The organism is Streptomyces sp. NPDC005281 (assembly GCF_040607495.1).
In the GTDB taxonomy this organism is placed as follows: domain Bacteria; phylum Actinomycetota; class Actinomycetes; order Streptomycetales; family Streptomycetaceae; genus Streptomyces.
Map to the genome: position 1 here is coordinate 1 of NZ_JBEXGX010000044.1, position 22764 is coordinate 22764.

Genomic DNA, 22764 nt, shown 5'->3' on the forward strand with positions numbered 1-22764 from the left:
TCCAGTCACTCTGGCGGCGAGCCCACCAAGCACGCGCACAACGCTGCCACTACGCCACCCGCGACAAGCGAGATCGCGAGCCACGGCTGTAGTACTGGCGAGGAACTTACTAGAACATAAAGGGCAATTGATCTAGATCAAACGCCCTCTCAGAGATGAGTCCGAAAGCCTTGAAGATGAGTACGAGGACTCACGCGGCGGCGACGACGAGGAGCGACGATTTAGATCAACGCCGTCCAGCCGGGAGACCTTTCATGCTCAGCCGCACCGCCGATTTGCTGATGCCCGCCTTCGGGAGGCTGTCGGTGACCACGGACGCATCCGCCGAAGTCGAGCCCGGCAGCATCATCGCCGCCAATCACACCTCGCTCGCGGACCCCGCCATCGTGGCCGCCGCTCTGCACCGCCTCGGCATCGAACCGGTCATCATGGCGGCAGCAGGACTGTGGCGTATCCCCGTGCTCGGCCGGATCCTCGTCCGCGAAGGACACATCCCTGTGCACCGGGGCGGCCCGCGCGCCGCGGCCGCCCTGGATCTGGCGGCGCAAGCCCTCCAGCAGGGCCGCCATCTCCTCATCTACGCCGAAGGGGGCCTGCCCCGCCGCAAGGATTCCACGGAGGGCGCGCCCGGCGAGTTCCGCAGCGGCCTGGCCCGGCTCGCCGAGCTCACCGGCGCTCGTGTCGTACCGGTTGGCCAGGCCGGCGCCCGGCGGATGGTCTCGGGCGGTGTGGTCAAGCAGCTCGCCGGTCTTGCGACGGCACCGGTGCGCCGTCCTCATCTGCATGTCCATGTGGGCGCGCCGCTGGCGCTGTCCGGCGACCAAGCCGCGCGCACGGCAGGTGCCCGAGCAGCGGTGACGGCAGCCTGGCGGACGGCCACCGCACACCTCGGCGAGCCGGCCGGGCTTGCCGCATAGCTCTCGGCGGCTCGCTGAGCATCCTTCCAAGGCGTGGAGGTGGAGACGCGCTCGACGCGAGACTCCCGTTCGGAACGCGCGGCAGAAAGACCATGAATCTGTTGCGCGTGCCGCCAGCCAGAGTCGGTCGCTTACTGATGCTGCGTCACGAGTCGAACGTGATGTTCAGACTGGACGAAAAGCCCAGCCCCTGCTGCCTGTTCGGCGAGCGCGGGGCTTCGCCTTCAGGCCAGATGGACACCGCACGCCAGTCGTACGCATCCTGCTCGCCCCGCTCCACCGAGAAAGCAACAGCCTGACCAGCGGTCAGTTCACGGAAACCTTCGGCCTTGACGGCCGAGAAGTGTGCCCACACCGGGTCCGGGAGATCATCTGAAGCGAGAACTCCCCACCCCTCCTCGCTGTGCCACTCAAGGACACGGCCGACGAAAACCCCTGCGGACGTGTTGTCAGACATGCCTGCTCCCCTTGCAGTATCAGCAATTCGCCGCTTCGGTGCGCACTGTGGTCTGCCGGCACCAGTCGAAGCCCAATACTCCGGCCGTAGATCATGATCTTGTCGGAGGGTGAGCGGCGAGTACCGCAGTCGGCGTGAGCGGGCGTCGTCACAGGCGAGGATGCCGTCCGGCCTTCCGACGTCGGAGCCGGAAGGCGATCATGGAGGCGAGAGTGACGGCCAGGCTCGCGCCGGCGACCGCGTTGTCCGCCTTCGGCGCCAGGCCCGTGCAGTGCCAGATCAAGGCTCCGATGAGCGTGACGCCTCCCGTGAAGAAGCCGCAGGCCGTGCCCAGCAGCAGGCGCGTGTCCCGGTCCACGGGGGTCTTGGCCATGACGATCGGTTCCGGCGTCTGCCGCAAGGTGATGTAGGCGCCGCTGCCGGCGCTGACTGCGTTGAGCGCCTCGGATGCGTCGCCGCCCGGAGAGCAGGCGAAGTAGACCGTCCTGCCCTCTTCGGACAGGACAGTGAGGGGCCGGCTGGTACACCAGTCGATCTTCAGCTGGAGTTGATGTGTTCCGGGCGGCAACTCGAAGCGGAGCGTCTGACCTCGGCGGATGCTGCCCACTTGGGCGTCGTCGATGAGCACGGCATAGCCGCGGAGCGCGTCGCGGTAGCTCCCGCGCACACGTGACAGCACGATTGTTCCGTGACCGGGCGAGTCCGCGGACGGTCCGCTCTCGGCGTCGGGCTCGGCGCCCTCGGCCGACGCACCGGATTCCCGGACGGGTACGGCTGGCGCCTCGTCGTCCATCGCTGCCCCCTCGACACGAACACCGTGTCTCCCGCGAGCGTACTCACACGTCAGGCACAGCGAAACACATGGCCGCTCGTCGCTGGGCTGATACGGGGATGGCTGCGGCCACCAGTGGTCATCGGTCCCGACGGGTCGCAGCATCTACTCGGCCGGGCGAGATGGGACGCCGACGCGGTACGGCATCACCTGCCCGCTTTGTTGGTCGAGCACCTGGCCGACGACCACGCAGTACATGTGGTGGACGAGACCGGCGACCTGAAGAAGGGCCGGCGGACCGCACACCGCCACACGCTTCATGCGTGAGCGATGAGTTTGGGCGGCGGATCGGGTCTGCCCTGGCATGACTCGAATCATCGCTGACATCGCGGTCTCTTTCGACGGCTTCGTCACCGGGCCCACCCCCAGCCCGGACACCGGTCTGGGCATCGCGGGCGAGGCCCTGCGTGCGTGGGCGCCTTCCGACGGTCCCGACGACCGCCGGATCCTGCGAGACCTGCGCGAGGGGGCCACCCGGTCGGGTGCCGCCGTCCTCGGCCGTCACCTGTTCGAGGTGGTCGGCGGGCCGAAGGGCTGGGACGACACGTCCGGCTCCGGCAGCGTGATCTCGGCAACGACCGCGACGCACCTGACCTACGACGTCTTTCAGGAGATCCGATGACCACTGTCAACGCCAATGGGATCACCTTGGGCATCGAGTCGTTCGGTGACGACGGCGCGCCGCTCGTCCTGCTCGCGGGCGGGACGACGATGCTCTCCTGGCCGGACGCGCTGTGCGAGCGTCTCGCCGCGGGCGGGCGCCGTGTGGTGCGCTACGACCTGCGCGACAGCGGGGAGTCGACGATGGCGGACCCGGAAGCGCCCGCCTACACCCTGCGCGGCCTCGCAGCCGACGCGGCGGCCCTCGCCGACGCGCTCGGCGGGGCGCCTGCGCACCTCGCGGGGATCGGCGTCGGCGGGATGGTCGCCCAGGTGGCCGCGCTCGACCATCCGGGCGCGTTCTCGGCGCTCACCCTCGTCGGCACCCGTGCGGTTGCCCCCGGCCCGCCCGACGGTGACCTCCCCGACCATGACCGGTCGACGATGAGCCGGCTGTTCGCGCGTCAGATGCCCGATTGGACCGACCGCGAGGCGGTTGCGGAGTTCGCCGCCGCAGGCGCGGGGATCCTTGGCGACGACCCCGTCGCCGCGCGCGCGACCGCTGCGCGCGTCTGGGACCGCACCCCCGGCACCGAACCTCCGGTCCAGCTGGCCAACCAGTTGGGCATGGTGTTCTCCAGGCTCGACTGCGAACCCCGCTGGCGCGAACGCCTGCCCGAGATCGAGGTTCCCACGCTCGTCGTCCACGGCCTCCGTAACCGGTTCTTCCCCGTCGGCAACGGCGAGGCGATCGCGCGCGAGATCCCCGGGGCACGGCTGCTCGTCCTCAAGGAGGCCGCCACGGCGATCCCCGACGCGTCGGTCGGCGAGGTCACCGAGGCGATGCTCATGCTCGGATAGAGGACGGCGGGTGCCGCGCGGGTCTGGCCTCGCGGCGGGTGCCGCGCCGGTTTGACCTCCACGGGGCAGTGGATGCCGGAGGTTCGTTCCCGTCGCACGCCCGAGAACGACCGGCCACCATGCGGGTCACCTGACCCCATCGGACAGGCCCTGGACGGGACAGCCGCACCTCGTCCAGTTCCGGCGCGGGAGTGAGGGAAGGCAATAGCGCCGCCCGAGTCGGCCGGTACGGGGTGAGGAGCGGTGGTGGTCCGCGAGGTGACTGGAGAGCGGCTGCCCGGCGATGGCCCCGTCGAGGTGGTCGTTGAGGAAACGCACCCGGGGCACGGCGGCGGACGGGCCAGAGCCCTGTCACGGGCACGAGCCCGGTCACCGGTACGAGCCCCGTCACCAGCAGGGGCCCGACCTCGGGAACGCCGGGCGGTTAGCTCCGCCCGGCGAGAGCACTCCCCGTACCGGCGTGGGCGTCGATGTGCGCGTCCAGCGCGGCGAATGTCGCTTCGGGGCGCTCGATGTGCGGCAGATGACCGGCCCCGGCGATCGGCTCGAACCGCCCTCGCGCGAAAGCTCCCGCGTAGGCCCGCCCGTACGCGGGTGTGACGATGCGGTCGCTCTCCCCCCACAGCACGAGGGCCGGGATCCGCACCCGGCCGAGCCGGTTCAGGAGTTTCGGGTCGTGCATGTACGGGTCACCCGCCAGGACGCGCAGGGCGGCCATGTTGGCCTGCTGGACCGCGATCCGCTCCTTGGTGAGGGTGGCCGGGTCCACGGCGAAACGGGCCGGATCGTGGAACGAGTACGCGGCGATCTCGTCCGGCCGGAGCCCGAAGATCTCGCGGACCGGCTCTCCCGGGACGGCCACGCCCGCCGCGTTCACCAGCACCAGTGAGCTGATGACCGCGCCGTCGTCGCGAAAGGCCATCTCGGCCGCGGTCCAGCCGCCGAGCGAGGAGCCGACGACGAGGACGTCACGGTGGCCCTCGTCCCGGAGCCAGTGCAGATAGGCGATCGCCAGGTCGTCGACTCCGGTGAACCAGCCGGGGCGTTCGGTCCCGTTCCAGCCCGGGTGCGTGGGAACCACGGCACGCATACCGTGCCGGTCGGCCAGGTGGGCGGCGATGTTCTGGACGGTGGCGGGCCCGCCACCGCCGTGCAGGACGAGCGCGACTCGGCCGTCGGCGGGTCCGGTCTCGGTGAGAGTGAGGGGAAGGTCGGGGCGCGGGTGGACGGTACGGGTACGCATCTCGGTGTCGGTCATGCACGCCACGCTATCTACGTATACGTATATACGCAAGCTTAGATTCTGGATTAGGATGCGGCCATGATCGCGAACCATGAGGAACCCGGAGCCCGGACCGCAGCCGGCAAGGCCAGGACCAGGGCCGGGACAACTGCCGGCACTGGGATCGGGCCCGCCGGCAGCACCGCGCCCGGCCCCGCCCCCGCGACCGCCGTGAACCCGGGCTCGCCTCCCGTTCCCGTCGCTCCCTCCGCCCTCCCGGCTTCCGTCGACCTCGAAGAGCTGGGGCGCGCCGTGAAGGAAGCGCAGTACCGGCACCACCGCGCACTCGACACCCGTCTCGCGGCGGTCGGCACGACACTGGCGCAGTGGGACGCGCTGCGGGCGATCGCCCGTACGCCCGGAGCGTCCGCGCACGAACTGGCGGTCGCGACCTTCCAGGGCGATCAGTCCTTCGGCACCCTGGCCTCCCGGCTCGCGGCCCAGCACCTCATCGAGCGCCGGCCCGGTCGCGGCCGGCGTATCGAGCACCACCTGACGGAGGCCGGCGAGCACGTTCTGACGGCCGGGCGCGCCGTCGCCCGCGATGTCCTCGCCACGTCCTTCGGCCCGCTCGACGAAATTGAACGAGGCGCGCTGCTCGGCCTGTTGCGCCGCATCGGCGCTCCGGGTGAAGGGCCCTAGTATCAGCACCCATGGAAACGACAGGACTCATAGCCCTCGCCGGTCTCATCATCGCGAGCTTCGCCGCCCTGGAAGGCAAGCTCGCCCGCACCGACCGCAGGATCGCCCACGTCGAGCAGCAGCTCGGTCTGATACTCGACCGGCTCAGCATCCGCGAGGAGCCCCCGCACCTGCCCGAGGTCATCGCCCTCGTACGCGACGGCAAGAAGATCCAGGCGATCAAGGCCTACCGGGATGCCACGGGGGCGGGCCTGAAGGAAGCGAAGGACGCGGTGGACGGCATGGCCTGAGGCGGCCTGCCGCTCCTGGCAATTGCCCTCGATCATGCGACTGTCGGCTTGTCCGCCCGGGGGTCCGGCCAGGGTCAGGGCTCCTTCGGCTCCGTCGGCGGGACATGGTTCTACGCAGTCGGGCCGGTGGGTCTGCCGAGGCGTACCGGGACTCCGGGCGAGTACAGGACGCTGACCGGTGGCCCGTCCAGGGCCGGGAGTCCGGCCGCCGCGAGGAGGTTCTCCTCGCAGGTGATCAGCTCCGCGCGGTGGAGCGGCCAGCGCGGATGATCGTTGGCGAGGTAGCCGGTTCCGCCGGAGAAGGCGTTGTGCATGCCCCAGCGGGCCGTGAGGAAATGCTCCAGCTCCGTCGGCTCCGGGATGGGCCGGCCGACCCTGACGACGATTCGGCTCTGCGCCGGGGTGGTTTTGGGCCGGCGCCGAGAACTCCTGTACGAGACGGTGTCGCCGTCCGCTCGTACGTCCATGCGCGACCACACGTACGGCAGCCGGAAGCCGAGGCGTCCCAGGAGCACCGGCACGAGCCGCGACGCGTCCATGGACCGGAAGACGACCCCGCGGCGGCCATGCGCGTCGACCGAGTAGAGGCGCACGTTGGTCTCCGGGAAGGAGCCGAAATACGGCACCCCCGGGAGCCGTAGCCAGCCCACCTTCTCCATCCGGAACGCGACGAGGCCTACGTAGGTGGCCCCGTCGTACGTGTCCGCGGTGAGCCCGTGCGGCAGCAGCGGGGCGACGACCGCGGGATCGGCGGCCCAGTGGATGAAGGTGAGGTCGAGCCACCGCTGGGTCAGGAGCGGACTGCGCACTGCGGCCGGCGCCTCGGGCGTGATGGGCGTGGGGTGCACCCCACCAGAGTGCCAGACGGCCTACGGGAGGCGGGTGGGTCGGCCGGAGCAGTGGTGGCGGTGGCGGTGGCCATGGCCGGAGCGGTGGCGGTGGGTGGCATCCGCCGGGTGGGCGTGGTGGCCACCAGCCTGGTGGCCGCCATCAGCCTCGTACGCGCCTTCCGGTGCACCACGCGAACGGGCTTCAGCCGTGCAGCGGGACCTTTGGGCGGCGGGCCGGTGACGGCGGCCACCGCAGATGTACGCCCGTCATGCGGGCGATGAGCCGCAGATGGGCGCCCGTGTTGCCGACGTACCACAGCGAGCGCTCCTCCTTGGTCCAGACGTACGCCGGCACGCCCGCGTCCAGGAGGTTCATCAGCCGGGGTTCTTCGAGCGTGGCGGCCGCGACCGCGTACAGCGCCGGCAGTCTGGGGGCGATGACGCCGTAGTCGAGCATCCGGGCGAGGGCGTGTTCGTCGAGAATGGTGTCCTCGGTGGGGAGCGTGACGGGGTACACCGCCGGGAAGGACCGCCCGAGGTCGAGGAACCACTTCACGGTCCGGTAGCGGGGGTCCACCAGCCGGGGCCCGAGCGGGGCCAGCCGCCCCAGCGTGAGTCGCGGCCGCACGAGCATGGCGTGGGTGAACAGCACGCGGAGCAGGGCGACATTCATCATGAACCGCTCCACCTGCGATTCCGTCGCGGCCAGGTCCTCGTGGCGCAGATAGCCGGCGACGATGCTGGCGTTGTGGGCGCGGTACCAGGCGGCGGGCGACGGCTTCCGGATGCAGTCCACCCAGTACTCGACACTTCTGGCGCCGGCCTCCCCCGGGACACCGGCGCACAGCAGGCCCGCCTCCACCTTGTCCCTGAGGAGCCCCTCGTTCACGGAACGCCACCATGCGCTGCCCGGGCGCGCGCCGGACTCCGTGGCGAGCACTCCGCGTGCGGCGGACCACCGCAGAAAGCTCAGCTCGGCGTGACCGTAGCGGCACAGGGGCTCGGAGGACTGCGCGTAGAACTCCTGGGCCAGCGCGAGGCGTGCGGCGACATCGTCCCGGACCAGCGCGATCCGTCGCTCGGCTCGGGAGGCTGCATCGGACATGAGGATCCCATCGGACTGCTGCCGCACGGGGAACGGAGGAACCCGGAGCCTTCCCGGGCAGACCACCGGCGGAGGCCCTTCCCGGACGGGTCACCGGCAGAGGCCCTGCCCGGGCCGATCGGCGCGTCGGCAGCGCTCACGTCCGGGGTGGCGTTCCTTGCGTACGCCTCCCTCCGCGGGGAGTGAGGCAGCCGCCGCTCCCCTCCACTCAGGATCCGTGGTGGCGGCGCATTCTGCTAGTCATTCATCCCGGACAGGTTGCCTCCCGAGGTGCCGCAAAGCCGACCTGCACTCACAAGTAGCCCTAATGTCACGGAACTTGGCCCGGTCAAGGTCCGTCGACCACCGCTGCGGGCAAGGCTCGGGCGGCTGGCATGCCGGCCAGGTCCAGCGATCTCCAAAGCGACGGCCAGGGCATGTCCAGCGACGGCCAGGCTCGTGAGTCAGCGGCGCCGAGCGCGATCTCTTAGATGTTTGACAGTTAGGTCTCTAACTGTCATGGTTCTAAGCATGAGCACACCGGAGAACGCCCCCGCCAGCCCCCTCGATCTCGTCCGCTGGATCGGATGGGCTCAGATGAAGGCCGGCGAGGACTGGATCCGGGAGCGGGAGCTCAGCCACGCCCAGGGCTTCGTGCTGGGTTACCTGGTCCAGAACCCCGGCACGATCCAACGCGACATCGCGCAGGTCAGCCGCACGAGCGCCGCGAGCGTCTCGAGTCTCCTACAGGGGCTGGAGCGTCGCGGCCTGGTCGAGCGGCGTACGGAGGACGGCAACGAGCGCAGCAAGCGGGTCTACGCGACCCCGGCCGGCCGCGAACTCATCGACGGCTTCGACGCCGCGATGGCCGCCGCCAACGAGACGATCCTCGCCCCACTGGACCAGAACGAGCGGGCCGCCCTTACCGCGCTGCTCTTGAAGATCACCGCGGAACTGCCGCAGCCGACCCGGTCATAGCCGCAGCCGCGCAGCTCGGCCGCACCTGACCAGCATTGCCCCGCCGCGTCGGTGTCCGCCGACGCGAGCTCGAACCTGCCCACGAGGGAGCAGCCATGAGCACGACGAACCTCGAGTCCTACACCGAGGCGGACGCCACCGGTTCCGGTGCCGATACCGATACCGGCACCAATCGCTGGTACCTGTCGGCCGCACCGGTCATCCGCGCTCTGGTGCACCTGTGTGTGCCCATGGCCGCCGCGATGATCATCGGCGCCGTCTACAACGTCATCAACGCCGGCTTCATCGGCTCGCTGCACGACACCGCGCTTCTGGCCGCGGTCACATTCGGCTCTCCCGTTCTCGCCCTGGTCATGGCGATAGGCGGTGTCTTCGGCACCGGGGGCGGTGCTCTCATCTCACGGCTGCTCGGCGCCGCGGAGCACGAGCCCGCGAAGGCCGCCGAGATCAAGCACGTCTCGTCGTTCGCCGTGTGGGGCTCCGTGATCGTCGGGGCCGTGCTCGGCGGCGTAGGTCTGCTCCTGCTCCATCCGCTGGTCTCGCTGCTCGGCGCCGACGCCGCCGCAGCCGCGCCGACGAGGTCCTTTGTCGGCGTCATGCTCGCCTTCGTCCCGGTGCTCGCCGCGGCGTTCTGTCTGGAGCAGCTGGTACGGGCGGAGGGTGCCGCGCGGCAGGCGATGATCGGGCTGATCGCTTCCACCGTCGCGAACGTCGTGTTCGACGTCGTTTTCATCCTGGTGCTCCACTGGGGCGTCGCCGGAGCGGCACTGGCCACCGGGCTCGCGAACGTCGTCGTGATCGCCTATTTCGCGACCTGGCTGACGCGCCACAGCGCACAACTGAGCCTCGCGCCGCGTTGGTTCACGGTGTCGCGGGCCGTGCTGAAGCCGGTCTTCGGCGTGGGGATCGGCGAACTCTTCCAGGCTGCCTTTCTGATCGTCACCGCTCTTGTCCTCAACAACCTCGCAGCCGGCTACGGCGACGGTCCGCTCGCGGCGATGGGTGTCGCCGTCCGCATCGCGCAAGTGCCGGAGTTCCTGGTGATGGGCCTCACGCTCGGCGTACTTCCGCTGCTCGCGTACTCCTACGGCAAAGGTGACCGGCGCCGGCTCATGGCGGCGCTGCGCGCGTCGGCGATCGCCGTCGGAGCCATCACCGTCGTCTCCGCGGTGACGCTGATCGCGCTGCGGGAGCAGGTCGTCTCCACCTTCTCCGCCGACCGCTCCATCCTCGGGATCGGCGCCACGATTCTCACTGCCCAGCTCGTGGCGATGATCGCGAACGGCTTCACGGGGCTGCTCACCTCACTGTTCCAGGCCGCGGGGCGGGCGGGTGCCGCGACCGTGATGTCGTTGACGCAGGGCGTGCTGTTCATCCCGGTCGTGATCCTCGGCAACCTCTGGTTCGGGCTGTCCGGCATCATCTGGGCGCTGACCGTCACCGAGGGCGCAGCGCTCCTGGTCGGCCTGGCGGTGTGGCTCGCCACCCGGAGCGCGATCGAGCGGGGCCTCGCCGAGGGCAGCCAGGAACGTGCCGAGGCGGTGCTCGAAGAGGCCGCGGCTTGACCCCGCCCCGGACGGGCGGTGCGGAGAGGTCTCGACGGCTGTTCATGAGTTGCTGCGGCCCGGCCCCGCGCTGCCGGCACCGAAATGGCGCAAGCACCCCGACGTACGCGTGGGTGCCTGTCTCGCCGCTCACGCACGCAGACAGGCATCACGGGGACCGCGATGGGCACTGCTGCTTCGCGCGTGGGTTCAGCTCAGCGAAATGGCGAACTCGACGTACGGCCCGGCTCCCCCGTTGGCAGGGTCGGGGACCAGCACTCCGCGCACGCCTCCGGACGGCCGGCGCTGCTGCTGGGAGGCCCAGGCGAACAAGGCACCGACGGCGACCTCGACCTGTGCGCCGCCGGCCCACCGTCCGGGTGTCTCCTGGCGGACGAAGGCTTCCGCGCATCCGCTGGGCGATCCGCGACGACGTCCACCACGCGTTCATCACCCTCGACTGCGCCGTCGTCCGCCGTCACAGCCGGGACCTCAGCACGTCGACCTCGCAGCCCGGCGCGAACGGGTCGAAGCCGTGCTCGATCAGCCAGCGAACCACCAACAGGCTTCGCAACGACCACCACGCGCGGATCACGTCGAGGTCGACGTCGGTGCCATAGCCGGCGATGACGTCCCCGAGGCGCTCCTCGTGTCCGAGCGTCAAGGTGGCGAGGTCGAACAGGGCATCACCCTGACCGGCCTCGGACCAGTCGATGATCCCGGTGATCTCGTCAGCGTCGTCGACGAACACGTGAGTGATCTGGAGGTCTCCGTGCGTGAACACCGGAGTCCACGGCCTGAGCGCGACCTCGGCGACCTGACGGTTGCGGGTGACCAGGTCGGCGGGCAGGACGCCTTTCGTCACGAGCCACTCGCACTCGCCGTCGAGATCCGCCGCCAACTCGTCGAGGCCCCTTCCCCGGCCGGGCCACGGCGGCAACGGCGCGTCGTGCAACTTCCGGATGGCGGCACCCGCCGCGGCCCACGCCGCCGACGACGCGGTCGACGGCTCGCCGAGGCGGCCGAGCGCCGTCCCCGGGACCGCGGCGATCGCGAGCACGGGCGGCTTGCGCCACAGCACTTCCGGGGTCGGAACCGGCACCAGGGCCATCGCCTCGAACTCGACGTCGATACGCGCCTGATCGGCGTCCACCTTCAGGAACACGTCGCCGACGCGCAGGGTCGCGCGCTCGGAATGGGCCACGACGACTTCGACCTCATCCATGGGCGACCAGTATCCCGGGGACGATCGTCGACGTCACCGGGTTTGTCGCGTGCGACTGTGCGGCTGACCGCGTCCCGCCACAAGGCGGCCTCGTGCACGACACCGACCGCTGACCAGGTCCAGCCCACCACATTTGTCAGAAGTCCCAAGCCCTTGCGCCTTCTGCCGTCCCGACAGCCGCTCTCGGGATCGTCGGCCCGGCGTCTCCTCCGTCGAGAAGCACTACACGTGCCCGGAACTGTGGCTTCCGTCATGGCGAATGTGATCTTGTCCTGATGAGATCGCCTGATGCTCGGTTTTCTCCTCCGTCTTCTGCCGTTCTGGGTCCGCGAGCCCGTGCTCATCGCGATCGGCTCCGTTCTCGGCGTACGCCTCATGTATTTCGCCGTCCGCGACCACCGTCTGGTCCCGGCCGGTCTCGGCGTGGTGTTCCTCGTGTTCACGGCAATACACGTCCACACGGTCGTGCGGGCTCTGCGCGCGCGCCGGAACCCGAGTCCGGCAAGCACGGCAAGCGAGGCGGCAGTTCATGCTGCCGTCCAGCCCCAGCCCCAGCCAGGGAACCAACCCCAACCCCAACCGCAGCCGCAGCCGCAGCCGCAGCCAGGAACTCAAGCGGGATTCGGGCCGCCTCCCGGCCCGGGCGCTCCGAAGAAGGATCACAACGCATGGGCCCAGGCCGTCGCGGCCGTGGCCCTGTTCGGAGTTATCGGCGCCGTGCTGTGGGCGGGCCCGCGCTTCATGCCGTCCGGCGACAACACCCCCCATCCCGCCTCGTGTTCGGACGGGACACACGAGGAACTGCCGAAGGCCTTCAAGCAGACGCCTCAGCCTGTGACCGGTGAGGAGCTGTGCAAGGCGCTCAACCGTCCAGACCTGGCCAAGCTCCTCGGAACACCGGGAGAGACCGCGAGCTCTGCTTCCGGCAACAACAACACCGCTCTCCTGACTGACGGAAAGGTCGCCCAGCCGGATGCGGAGGTCGCGTTCGACACGTACACCGTGCACGTCTCCGCCACTTACGACGACCTGTCGACCGCGCAGTACGTGAAACTGATGAAGTTCGGGAATGAGACGGACATCAAGACGCTCTCGGTACTCGGCCGGCCCGCGGTCCTCTCCTCGGATCACACCATGAAGCTCGAGATCAATCTCGCAACTGACGGCGGTTCCGGCGGCCCCGTTCAGCAAGGGCCCCTGGCGAGGACGCTGTCCGTGGCACTGGACCGGCACGACCGGGGCGGCTACTGCGACATCACCGTGTGGAGCGCGTCCGGAGCCCTCCCGAACGACGCCGTTCTCCTCGACATCGCTCGGAAGGTTCTTCCGAGCATCCCCGAACGGCCGGCCCGATGAGACGCCGTCAGCCTGGCGTCGTGTGACCTGCTCGAGCCGACCGGTCCGCCGCACTGTCGAAGCTGTCAAAGACCGGGGCCGGGTGAGCACATCCCGGCGGTCCGGCAGCATCACAGCTCCTGCCCTTGCCCCGGCCCCCGCCCCCGCCAGTCAGTGGTGTTGCTGGCCAGGGTGCCGCCGGCCTTGCGAGGAGTCTCGCGCTGGGCGGCGTTCTCCGCCAACCGCACCCGCATCGGCATCGGCATCGAGGGCGGGAGTGTCGGTGGTCCCGTCACTGGCCGGACGGGACCGCCCTCACTCCGGTTCAGCCCCTCGTCGGGTCGTCGACAGCGTACGGCGGCGCCGGGTGCCACTCGGGGTCGTCTCCCGGGTCTCCGTACGGCACGGCGAAGCGATGGTCCCCGCAGCCGACCTCTTGTGGTTCGACCCCGGGCAGTACGACGACAGCGGTGGAGCCGGTCGGTACGGACACCTTGACGCGCAGCTCGCCGGCCACGCGTTCCCAGGCGACCTCGGCGAGTCCGTACGGTGTGCGGTGCGCGGAACGAGCCCAGGTGAGCCCGCCGCCGGGACGTGGTTCGACGCGCAGGGTCCGATAGCCCGGCGAGTCCGGCGCGAGCCCCGCCACCACGCGGTGCATCCAGTCGGCCACCGCACCGAGGGCGTAGTGGTTGAACGACGTCATCTCACCGGGGTTGATCGACCCGTCCGGGAGCATCGAGTCCCAGCGCTCCCAGACCGTCGTGGCCCCCATGGTCACCGGGTACAGCCATGACGGGTATTCGGTCTGGAGCAACATCTGGTAGGCGTCGTCGACGGCTCCCGCGGACGTGAGCGCGTCGCAGATCACCGGTGTTCCGAGGAAACCGGTGGCGACCTTGTGGCCCTTCTCCCGCACCAGCCGCACGAGTTGTTCGGCGGCATGGACACGCTGATCGACGTCCGACAGAAGGCCGAACCGCAGGGCGAGTGCGTAGCCGGTCTGTCCCGAACTGGCGATCCGGCCGTTCTGGGTGACGAACTCGTCGTGGAACGCCTGGCGTACGCCTTCGGCGAGTTCGGTGTACTTCGCCGCGTCCGCCTCCTCCCCGATCACCTCGGCGATACGGGCCATCGTGTCGGCGACATGGGCCCGGTAGGCGGTGGCCACCAGATGGGCGTCCGTTTCGGCACGCCACGGCGCGTCCGGCGGCGCGGCCGGGTCCAGCCAGTCCCCGAGTTGCATGGCCGGCTTGTCGAAGAGGCTGGCGGGCCCGAGCAGGGCGGTCAGACCATCGACCCATGCCTTCATGCTCGCGTACTGACGGCGCAACAGGCCCGTGTCACCGAAGCGTTGGAAGAGGACCCAGGGCACGATCACCGCGGCGTCGCTCCAGCCGGCCGTCGGCGCCGGATCGGCGAAGGGACCGGGGAAATCGACCCGCGGCACGAACAGCGGTACGACGCCGGCCTCGGTCTGGTCCGCAGAGAGATCCGCCAGCCACGAACTGAGCAGTCCGGCACAGTCGTAGAGGTAGGAGGACGTCGGAGCGAAGACCTGGATGTCGCCGGTCCATCCCAACCGCTCGTCGCGCTGCGGGCAGTCCGTCGGAATGTCCACGAAGTTCCCGCGCATGCCCCAGACGACGTTCTCGTGGAGTCGGTTCAGCAGGGGTTCGGAGCACTCGAACCATCCGGTGCGGCGCATGTCGGAGTGGTACACGACCGCGACGACGTCCAGTTCGTCGTAGGTGCCGCTGACCTCGGCGTAGCGGAAGCCGTGCAGGGTGAAGGCCGGTTCCCAGCACTCGCCCTCCAAGTCACCACGCAGGACGTAGCGGTCGGTCGCCTCGGCGGTGCGCAATGGCCGCACTCCGAGTTCGCCGTGCTCGAGCACCTCCGCATGACGCATCGTGACCCTCGAGCCGCGGCGGCCCCGTACCGAGATACGAAGACGCCCGACCATGTTCTGCCCGAAGTCCAGCACCGTACGGCCCGACGGCGTGATGATCGTCTCCACCGCGGTGCGCTCCTCAACTGCGCGCACCGGCGGCCCGGTCGGCGCCACGAGGGTGGCGAGGTCCCGCTCACCGCGACGGACCCCGGCCCACTCACGCTCGTCGAACCCGGGAGTGGACCATCCGGGCACCTCCATCGTGGCGTCGTACGTCTCGCCCTCGTAGAGATCCGCGTCGCGGACCGGCCCGGTGGCCGACCGCCAGCTCTCGTCGGTGGCGATCACCTGGCGGCGCCCGTCGACGTATTCGATCTCCAACTGCGCCAGCAGTCCGAGTGAGTTGCCGTACGTGTCCCGCCACTCGGGTACGAACCCCACGCGTCCGCGCCACCATCCATCGGCGACCTGGACCCCGATGGCGTTCTCGCCGGATCGGATCAACCGTGTGACGTCGTAGGTCTGGTGACGCAGCCGGTGCCGATAGCTGGTCCAGCCCGGCGTCAGGGTGTGGTCCCCGACCCGCTCACCGTTGAGTTCGGCCTCGTAGACGCCATGAGCGGTGATGTGGAGCCTCGCGCGGACGACTTCACCCTCTGCGGTGAACGAGCGGCGCAGCAGGGCCGCGGGACCACGCTCATCGCGAACGGGTTCGATGAGCGCCGCCTGCCACTCGCTCGCCGTGAGCCCGCGTTCGACGGCCACGGGGTCGCTCCAGTCGGAGGCCTCCCCGTCCGCGCCGATCACACGGACCCGGACCTCGCGGGCCTCCCGGGGTGCCAGCGGCGCGGCCGGCCAGGGCACCAGCACCGAGTCGGCCGACTCGACGTGGAAGTACTCCTCGCCGATCGTGAGCTCGTAGGCCGCCTGCCGCCGGCCGGGCCGGCCTGCGACCTGCCAGGAAAGCCGCGGGCACTCCTCGCCGATACCCAGCGGATCGTCACGGTGCTCGAACCGCACCGCCGAGATCTCATCCATGGCGCAGGCCCGCGACGAGCGTGCCGTAGACCCCCGCGCTGGGCTTCGGCGTACGGTCGAAGGTCACCCGGTCGACGCTGTGCAGGCCGAACTTGGGGCCGAAGCCGAAGATCCACTCGAAGTTGTCCATCAGCGTCCAGTGGAAGTAGCCGAGCACCGGGACGCCGTCGGTCATCGCCTCCTGGAGCCCTTCCAGCGACGGCTCGATGAAAGCCGCCCGCTCGCTGTCGTCGTCGGCCTGCATGCCGTGCTCGGTCACCATCACCGGAACGCCGCTCACGGCGTGAGCGTAGCGGGCACAACTGCCCAGCGACGCCGGGTCGGTCCGGTTCATCACGCCGCCCTTCGCCGGCGTGCCGTCCGTGTTCACGGCGCCCTCGGCGTCGTAGTAGTGCCGCTCATAGTTCTGGACTCCTACGAAGTCGTCCTCGCGGGCGATCTCCAGCCACGGCTGATAGACCTCGGCCCGCTTGCGATCACGCAGCGTGGCGTCGGTGCCGTGGACCAGGTCGTCGACCATGGCGATCGACAGGCCGACCGGCAGTTCCGGGCGGCGGGTCTTGATCGCGGCCCGGGCAGTCCGGTGGCCCGCCGCCTGCCCGGCGAAGAGTGCCTCGGCCTCTTCGGCGACGGTGACATTGGTGAGCCGGTACCTGTCGACGCCCGCGGCCCGCGCGCACGCTTCGAGCGTGGTGCGCTCGAGGTCACGTACGAAGTCGGGCAGACCCGCCCAGGACAGCATCGGCGGCAGATTGGGCTCGTTCATGGTCACGGCCGCGGCGATCCGGTCACCGAACGCGGACATCACCCGGTCGCAGAACCGCGCGAACCGCTCCGGCGCCAGTTCGTCCAGCCATCCGCCCCGCATCGCGAACCAGTGCGGAGCCACGAAGTGGTGGAAGGTCACCACCGGAGCCAGACCACGGGCGAGGCAGTGGTCGACGATCGCCTCGTAGTGAGCGAGCGCCTCGGTGGAGAACTCGCCCTCCACCGGCTCGACGCGTGCCCACTCCACCGAGAACCGGTAGGAGTTGAGGTTCATCGCGGCCGCGAGGTCGACGTCCTCGCGCCACCGCTCCCATCCGTCGCAGGCCTTGCCGGACCGCTCCTGGAAGACGGTGGGCGTCACGTTCTCGGCGAACCAGCAGTCACTGGTGACGTTGTCACCCTCGCTCTGGTGGCCGGCGCTCGCCACACCCCAGAGGAAGCCTGCGGGGAACTGGTGCATGAGTCTCTCCAACATGTCTGGTCGTCAACGTGTCTGGTCAGAAACGCGATTGGTTGTCGACGTGCTTGGTCGTCGACGTGCTTGGTCGTCGACGTGCTTGGTCGTCACAATGTCGGTCGTCTTCAGCGGGTGGTGAGCAGAGCGGGGACCTCACCGACGCGGTGGCAGGCGGCGAGCGAGTCACCCGCCCTGGCGAGGGGTGGGCGTGACGTCCGGCACTGATCCACCGCGAGCGGACACCGGCTCGCGAACGGGCAGCCGGCCGGCGCCGCGGCCGCCGTGCCCGCCGCGCCGATGCCGAGCGCCTCCCGAGCGGCGCGGCGCAGTTCCTGTTCGGCCGGGTGCGGCACGGGCGCGGCGGCGGTGAGAGCCACCGTGTACGGGTGCCGCGGTTCCTGGGTGACCGCCTCGACGCCGCCCTCCTCCATGGCCTGGCCGCGGTAGAGCACCACGACGCGCTGCGAGAGGAACCGCACCACCCCGAGGTCGTGCGCGATGAAGAGCAGCGCGAGTTGACGCCGGTCGCGCAGATCGGCCAGCAGGTTCAGCACCTGGGCCTGGGTCGAGAGATCGAGGGCGCTGACCGGCTCGTCGAGCACGATCACCTTCGGGTCGCAGACCAGCGCTCGCGCGATGGCCACCCGCTGCCGCTGGCCGCCGGAGAACTGTGCCGGGTGGCGATCGATCGCGTCTCCGGGCAGACCGACGGCCTCCAGTGCCTCACGCGCCCGCTGCCACTGCTCCTGCTTGGGGACACGCAGCACACGCAGCGGCTCGACCAGGGTCTGGCCGATGGTCTGGGCCGGGTTGAGCGAGGAGTACGGATCCTGGAAGACGACCCGCAGGTCGATCGCGCTGACCCGGCGCTGCCGCGGCGATGCCTTGGTGATGTCCACGCCGTGGAGAAGGACCGAGCCGGAGGTGGCCGGCTGGAGGCCCAGGATGGCTTTGCCGATGGTGGACTTGCCCGAGCCGGACTCTCCGACCAGGCCGAGGGTCTCGCCCGGGGCGATGTCGAAGCTGACGTTGTCGATCGCCGGAGGGTTCTTGCGGCGTCGGCCGTAGTGGACGACGAGGTCGCGAACGGAAAGGGCGGGCTGGTTCATCGGGCGGCTCCGGATTCGCTCGTGGTGGCAGTCGTCGCCGTCGACAGCGGGTGGACGCACCGCACGGTTCCGCCGTCGTGTGCCGGTGCCGCCGCGACCGGCTCGTGGCACCGGGACGTGGCCAGGGCGCAGCGGCTCGCGAACCGGCAGCCGTGCGGCCAGTCCTCGGGCGGCGGCACCGTGCCCCGGATGGAGGGCAGTCGGCCCGGCACCGCGGCACCGTTAGGAATGTGGGGGTTCGCGCCCAGCAGCGCGCCGGTGTAGGGGTGCGCGGCGTTGTCGAGGACCTCGGCGACGGTGCCGGACTCGACCACCTGGCCCGCGTACATCACCGCGACGTCGTCGCACAGGTCGGCCACCACACCGAGGTCGTGGCTGACGAGCACCACGGAGAGGTCCGCGGTGCGCACCAGTGACCGCAGCAGGCTGAGGATCTCGGCCTGCACGGTGACGTCGAGCGCGGTGGTGGGCTCGTCGGCGATCAGCAGTTTCGGCGAGCCGGTGAGGGCCAGCGCGATGCAGACGCGCTGTGCCATGCCGCCCGAGAGCTGGTGGGGGTAGCCGCGCAGGATCCGCTCCGGGTCGACGATGCCCACCTGGGCGAGCAGATCGAGGGCGATGCGGCGGGCCTCGCCACGACCGACGCCGCGGAACCGGCGTATCGGCTGCGTCAGTTGGTGTCCGACGGAGAACATCGGGTCCAGGGCGACCATCGGCTCCTGCGAGATCATCGCGATCTCACGGCCGCGAACGGCTTGCAGTTCCCTCTCGGTCAGGGCGGCCAAGTCCCTTCCGCCGAAACGGATCGAGCCCCCGGTCACGGTGACGCCGTCGGGCAGCAGCCCCAGCAGGGACCGGGCCGTCATCGTCTTGCCGCAGCCCGACTCGCCGACCAGGCCCAGCACCGTGCCGGGCCGGATGCGGACCGAGACGCCGGTCACCAGCTCGGGTCCTTCGACGACGCCGACATGCAGGTCGCGCACCTCGAACAGCGCGCCGCTCGTCTCCGTATCCGACTGTGTCTCCGATTCCGTATGTGCCTTCGCCGCGTTGTCGCGTGCGGGCGTCGGGACGGCGCGGCTCGGTCGGCGGGCGGGCTTTCGGGCGGGCGCGGTGCGGTCGCGCTCCTCGGCCAGCGAGTCGGCGATCTGGTTGGCCGCGATCACGGTGAGGGCGAGGACGACGCCGGTCGGCACCATCATCCACGGGTCGTCGTAGATGTGCTGCTGGGCGTCCCCGATCAGCCCGCCCCAGCTGGGCGTCGGTACGGCCGGTCCGTAGCCCATGAAGGCGAGCCCGGCCTCGATCAGGATGCCGAGGGCGAAGAGCTGGGCGGCCTGGACGGCGATGGTGGTGGCCATGCCCGGCAGGACGTGGCGCAGGTTGACCTGGAACGAACCGACCCCGTCGGCCTTGGCCGCGTCGACGTAGAGCCGCGTACGCAGCGACTGGGCCAGCGCGAGCAGAATCCGGTAGACGGGCGCGGAGAGCAGCAGACCGAGGACGGCCATGATCGCCCAGACGTGGATGCCGACCGAGCCGACGAACGCGAGCAGGATGACCGTGGTGGGAAGGGCCAGGAGCAACTCGGCCACCCGGCTGTAACCCCATTCGACCCGCCGGCCGTGCTCCGCCGCGTGCAGGGCCATCGGTACCCCGACGCCGAACGCGACGACCACGGCGAGCAACGCCGGACCGATCGAGATCCAGCCGCCGGCGACCATGCGCGAGAAGATGTCGCGGCCCAGTTCGTCGGTGCCGAGCAAGTGCCTTGCGGAGGGACCGCCGAGCACCTGGCCGAGGTCCTGGTGGTCTCCCGGGAACGGAACCCACCAGCGAGCGGTGGCCGAGGCGAGAACGACCAGCACCAGCCATGCGGAGGCGACGATCGTGCCCGGACCGCGCAGCCCGCGTGGCAGGCGCCTGCGGGTGAACGGATCGGCGGGGGGCGGGAGTTGGACCGGCTCGGTCGAGACGCTCATGCGGTACGCACCTTCGGGTCGAGGGTGGCGAGGACGAGGTCGAGGACCAGGTTGGTGACGACCACCACCACGGTCGCGATGACGACGACGCCCTGAACCGCCGGGAAGTCATGGGTGTTGATCGCGTTCTGCGCGGCCTGTCCGAGGCCCGGCAGTGCGAAGAGCTGCTCGATGATCACCGAGCCGCCGAAGAGGGCGATGAACTGGATGCCGAGAACGGCGACCACCGGGGCCCCGGTGAACCGGAGAGCGTGGAGGTAGCGGATCCGCCAGACCGGTGTGCCGAGGGCTCGCAGGGTGCGGATGTGCTCCTGCCGCAGGGCGTTGACCATGCCGGTTCGCGTGGTGCGCGCGATGATCGCCGCGCCCGTCAGACCGAGTGCCAGAACGGGAAGGGTCAGACTCTGGAAGTACTGCGAAGGCGAGGTGGTGAACTCGACGTAGCCGGTGGCCGGCAGGAGCTGTCCCTTCACCGCGATCACATAGACGAGGACGATCCCCACCCAGAACTGCGGGAGCGAGAGCGTGATCCCGCTCAGCATGGTGATCACGCGGTCGAGGCGGCCGCCGCGGACCGCCGCGAGCACTCCCGCCAGGATCCCGAGGATCCCGCTGAGGAGCGTCGCGAAGACGGCCATCGAGGCGGTGACGGGCAGCCGTTGGGTCAGATCCGGCCAGATGGTGTGGCCGTCGATCAGCGAGGTGCCGAGGTCACCGCGGACCGCGTCGCCGAGCCAGCTCACGTACTGCGCGACCAGTGGCCGGTCCCAGCCGAGCCGGACGTTCTCGGCGGCGATCTGGGCCTTGGTCGCCCCCTCCCCCGCGGTGATGGCGCCGGGACTTCCTCCGGAGGCGTGTACCAGGAGAAAGCTCAGGATCGACGCCACCAGCACAGTGACGACTCCGAGCCCGAAGCGTCGGGCGAGGTAGGTGAACATGAGGGGTCCTCTTCGCATCTTTATCGGTGTTCGGCCCGGGGTGGGCGGGCGAAGGACGCCGGCCCACCCCGGGGCTGTCGAGCCACCGGCCGGGGGGAGAGAGCGTCAGGCGACGGGCTGGAAGGAGCTGAGCAGCGGGTAGCCGTCGGTGCCGGGGAAGGCCGGGGCCTTGAGGGTCTTGGCCTTGTAGCCGACGTACGCGTACTGCTCGGCGACGGGAATCAGCCAGCCTTCGTCGACGAGCGCCTTGTTCAGCCTCTGAAGAGCGGCCGGGTAGTCCGACGAGCCGGCGTTCGCCGCGGCGCCCAGGGCGGCGCCGATGGCCGGGTCCTGCGTCTTGTGCGGGTTGGCGAAGCCGCCCACGAGAACACCGGCCGTGATGCCGATCTCGTTGCTCATCGTCAGCGGGATGAATCCCAGCGGCTGTGTGTTGACCGCGGCGAAGACCTGGTCGGTCGAGCTCGTGACATCGACCTTCATGTTGACGCCGACAGCCTTGAACTGGTTCTGAAGGAACTCCAGGTCGGCCTTGTCGGTGGGGCTCGCCGTGATGGTGAACGAGAAGCCGTTCGGGTATCCGGCCTTGGCGAGGAGCTGCTTCGCCTTGCCGGTGTCGTGGGCGTACTGCGTGTTGAGACCGGGAACGTAACCCGGCGACGACTTCGGGAAGGCGTTGGCCGAGGGCTCGGCTCCCTTGGCCACCGTGTCGACGAAGGCCTGGCGGTCGATCGCGTAGCTCAGGGCGAGACGGACGTCGGATTTGGCGAACGGCTTCGAGGTCGCGCCGCTCTTGTCGAAGACCAGGACGTCCAGCATCGTGCCGCCGTTCTTGACGAGCGCGACATTGTTGGACGCCGCCGTCTTCGCGGTCGACGTGTCGATGATCGACGCGTCCGTCTGGCCCGATATCTGGGCGTTCAGACGGGCGTTCTTGTCGAGGTAGTCCTTGTATACGACCGTCTGGAACGGATAGGTGCTCGCGCCGGCCCCCGCCTTCCGGGCCATCGTGTAGCTGTTGCCCTTGACCGCGGTCGTCATCCTGTACGGCCCGGAGCCGTCGGGACCCTGGTTCAGCGTGCTCGGCTCGTCGATCGCCCGCTGCCCGACGATCATGCCGGGCACGCCCGCCAGGACGGTCTGGAACTTGGCCTGCGGCGCCGCGAAGGTGAGCACCACCGTGTCGGCGCTCGGGGCCCGCACGTCCTTGATCTCCGTGGCGCCACCCTTCGCGAAGCCCGAGTACGACTGGAGCTTCGCGTTGCTGCGGCGGTCGAGGTTCTGCTTGACCAGCGACGCGGTGAGCTTGGAGCCGTCGGTGAAGGTGACGCCCGGCTTGAGCTTCAGCGTCATCTGCGTGTTGGCCTTGTTGTAGCTGAAGCTGGTGGCGAGTTGCGGGACGGCCTGTCCGTCGGCGCCCTCGGCGAAGAGCGACTGGTACACCGATTCGTAGAAGAGGCGCTGGCCGGCGCCGTAGAGCAGCGGGTCGTAGCCCTGGGGGGCCGGATCCGAGTCGTATCCCAGGGTGAGCGTGCTGCTCGGGGAACCTCCGGCACCGCTCGTCGAGTTGCCACAAGCCGCCGTGGAGAGGGCGACCAGAGCCAGAGTCAGCGCGCTGACCCCCAGGCGCTTGAAGTTGAAGCCAGTCATCGAAGCCTCTTGGGATGTCCAGGTCGGGGCCTTCGCCCAACTTGCCGAGAAGAA

General features: G+C 69.9%; 20 protein-coding genes and 2 pseudogenes. 9 read left to right on the forward strand and 13 right to left on the reverse strand.

Going from position 1 to position 22764, the window contains the following annotated elements; genetic code table 11:
* The first annotated feature begins 254 nt into the window (after positions 1-254).
* Entirely contained in the window at positions 255-917 is a 663-nt protein-coding gene (locus ABZV42_RS37700) for a lysophospholipid acyltransferase family protein (RefSeq protein ID WP_355987271.1), read from the forward strand.
* A gap of 145 nt (positions 918-1062) precedes the next feature.
* Here ABZV42_RS37700 and ABZV42_RS37705 read toward each other — a convergent pair whose 3' ends face one another.
* Together ABZV42_RS37705 and ABZV42_RS37710 are read right to left on the reverse strand one after the other, a co-directional pair.
* A complete protein-coding gene (locus ABZV42_RS37705) occupies positions 1063-1374 on the reverse strand; it encodes a cold shock domain-containing protein (RefSeq protein WP_355987269.1) in 312 nt (103 codons plus the stop codon).
* A gap of 148 nt (positions 1375-1522) precedes the next feature.
* Entirely contained in the window at positions 1523-2167 is a 645-nt protein-coding gene (locus ABZV42_RS37710) for a hypothetical protein (protein WP_355987322.1), read from the reverse strand.
* A 138-nt stretch (positions 2168-2305) separates the two neighbouring features.
* Here ABZV42_RS37710 and ABZV42_RS37715 point away from each other — a divergent pair.
* The 3 genes and pseudogenes from ABZV42_RS37715 to ABZV42_RS37725 form a co-directional block, all read left to right on the forward strand.
* Positions 2306-2437, forward strand: a pseudogene (locus ABZV42_RS37715) (transposase); the annotation flags it as partial.
* 73 nt (positions 2438-2510) lie between these two features.
* Positions 2511-2750, forward strand: a pseudogene (locus ABZV42_RS37720) (dihydrofolate reductase); the annotation flags it as partial.
* A gap of 74 nt (positions 2751-2824) precedes the next feature.
* Complete coding sequence (locus ABZV42_RS37725) at positions 2825-3667, forward strand: alpha/beta hydrolase (RefSeq protein ID WP_355987267.1); 843 nt, start codon at positions 2825-2827, stop codon at positions 3665-3667.
* Between the two features lie 424 nt (positions 3668-4091).
* On the opposite strand, the gene ABZV42_RS37730 is transcribed toward ABZV42_RS37725, so the two are convergent.
* Complete coding sequence (locus tag ABZV42_RS37730) at positions 4092-4925, reverse strand: alpha/beta fold hydrolase (protein ID WP_355987265.1); 834 nt, start codon at positions 4923-4925, stop codon at positions 4092-4094.
* A 264-nt stretch (positions 4926-5189) separates the two neighbouring features.
* Here ABZV42_RS37730 and ABZV42_RS37735 point away from each other — a divergent pair, with 264 nt between their 5' ends.
* Together ABZV42_RS37735 and ABZV42_RS37740 are read left to right on the forward strand one after the other, a co-directional pair.
* On the forward strand, positions 5190-5591 hold the full coding sequence (locus ABZV42_RS37735; protein WP_355987317.1) for a MarR family winged helix-turn-helix transcriptional regulator: 402 nt from the start codon (positions 5190-5192) through the stop codon (positions 5589-5591).
* Positions 5592-5602: 11 nt separating this feature from the next.
* A complete protein-coding gene (locus tag ABZV42_RS37740) occupies positions 5603-5881 on the forward strand; it encodes a ribosomal protein L7/L12 (RefSeq protein WP_355987262.1) in 279 nt (92 codons plus the stop codon).
* Positions 5882-5991: 110 nt separating this feature from the next.
* Here the strand turns inward: ABZV42_RS37740 and ABZV42_RS37745 are convergent, their stop codons facing one another.
* Both ABZV42_RS37745 and ABZV42_RS37750 read right to left on the reverse strand, forming a co-directional pair.
* Positions 5992-6729, reverse strand: a complete 738-nt coding sequence (locus tag ABZV42_RS37745) for a DUF2071 domain-containing protein (protein ID WP_355987259.1) — start codon at positions 6727-6729, stop codon at positions 5992-5994.
* 184 nt (positions 6730-6913) lie between these two features.
* A complete protein-coding gene (locus tag ABZV42_RS37750; protein ID WP_355987257.1) occupies positions 6914-7816 on the reverse strand; it encodes a hypothetical protein in 903 nt (300 codons plus the stop codon).
* A gap of 510 nt (positions 7817-8326) precedes the next feature.
* Here ABZV42_RS37750 and ABZV42_RS37755 point away from each other — a divergent pair.
* Together ABZV42_RS37755 and ABZV42_RS37760 are read left to right on the forward strand one after the other, a co-directional pair.
* Entirely contained in the window at positions 8327-8773 is a 447-nt protein-coding gene (locus ABZV42_RS37755) for a MarR family transcriptional regulator (protein ID WP_355987255.1), read from the forward strand.
* 95 nt (positions 8774-8868) lie between these two features.
* Positions 8869-10338, forward strand: a complete 1470-nt coding sequence (locus tag ABZV42_RS37760; RefSeq protein ID WP_355987253.1) for an MATE family efflux transporter — start codon at positions 8869-8871, stop codon at positions 10336-10338.
* 457 nt (positions 10339-10795) lie between these two features.
* Here the strand turns inward: ABZV42_RS37760 and ABZV42_RS37765 are convergent, their stop codons facing one another.
* Complete coding sequence (locus ABZV42_RS37765; protein ID WP_355987251.1) at positions 10796-11542, reverse strand: phosphotransferase; 747 nt, start codon at positions 11540-11542, stop codon at positions 10796-10798.
* A gap of 288 nt (positions 11543-11830) precedes the next feature.
* Between ABZV42_RS37765 and ABZV42_RS37770 the strand changes: the two genes are divergently transcribed.
* Positions 11831-12898 (forward strand): DUF6215 domain-containing protein, encoded by a 1068-nt coding sequence (locus tag ABZV42_RS37770; RefSeq protein WP_356056035.1) that lies wholly within the window; start codon positions 11831-11833, stop codon positions 12896-12898.
* A 110-nt stretch (positions 12899-13008) separates the two neighbouring features.
* Here ABZV42_RS37770 and ABZV42_RS37775 read toward each other — a convergent pair whose 3' ends face one another.
* The 7 genes from ABZV42_RS37775 to ABZV42_RS37805 form a co-directional block, all read right to left on the reverse strand.
* Positions 13009-13173, reverse strand: a complete 165-nt coding sequence (locus ABZV42_RS37775) for a hypothetical protein (protein WP_355987245.1) — start codon at positions 13171-13173, stop codon at positions 13009-13011.
* 29 nt (positions 13174-13202) lie between these two features.
* Complete coding sequence (locus ABZV42_RS37780) at positions 13203-15809, reverse strand: glycoside hydrolase family 78 protein (protein WP_355987242.1); 2607 nt, start codon at positions 15807-15809, stop codon at positions 13203-13205.
* On the reverse strand, positions 15802-17037 hold the full coding sequence (locus tag ABZV42_RS37785; RefSeq protein WP_355987240.1) for a family 1 glycosylhydrolase: 1236 nt from the start codon (positions 17035-17037) through the stop codon (positions 15802-15804). Before ABZV42_RS37785 ends, ABZV42_RS37780 begins: the two co-directional genes overlap by 8 nt.
* A gap of 122 nt (positions 17038-17159) precedes the next feature.
* Positions 17160-18143 (reverse strand): ABC transporter ATP-binding protein, encoded by a 984-nt coding sequence (locus ABZV42_RS37790; protein ID WP_355987237.1) that lies wholly within the window; start codon positions 18141-18143, stop codon positions 17160-17162.
* Complete coding sequence (locus ABZV42_RS37795; protein ID WP_355987233.1) at positions 18140-20125, reverse strand: dipeptide/oligopeptide/nickel ABC transporter permease/ATP-binding protein; 1986 nt, start codon at positions 20123-20125, stop codon at positions 18140-18142. The genes ABZV42_RS37790 and ABZV42_RS37795 overlap by 4 nt, the downstream gene beginning before the upstream one ends.
* Positions 20122-21063 carry an ABC transporter permease gene (locus ABZV42_RS37800; RefSeq protein WP_355987231.1) on the reverse strand — a complete coding sequence of 314 codons (942 nt, stop codon included), beginning with the start codon at positions 21061-21063 and terminating at the stop codon, positions 20122-20124. Before ABZV42_RS37800 ends, ABZV42_RS37795 begins: the two co-directional genes overlap by 4 nt.
* 105 nt (positions 21064-21168) lie before the next feature.
* The gene (locus ABZV42_RS37805) at positions 21169-22710 is read right to left on the reverse strand and encodes an ABC transporter substrate-binding protein (RefSeq protein WP_355987230.1); all 1542 of its coding nucleotides are present in this window, start codon (positions 22708-22710) and stop codon (positions 21169-21171) included.
* Positions 22711-22764: the final 54 nt, after the last annotated feature.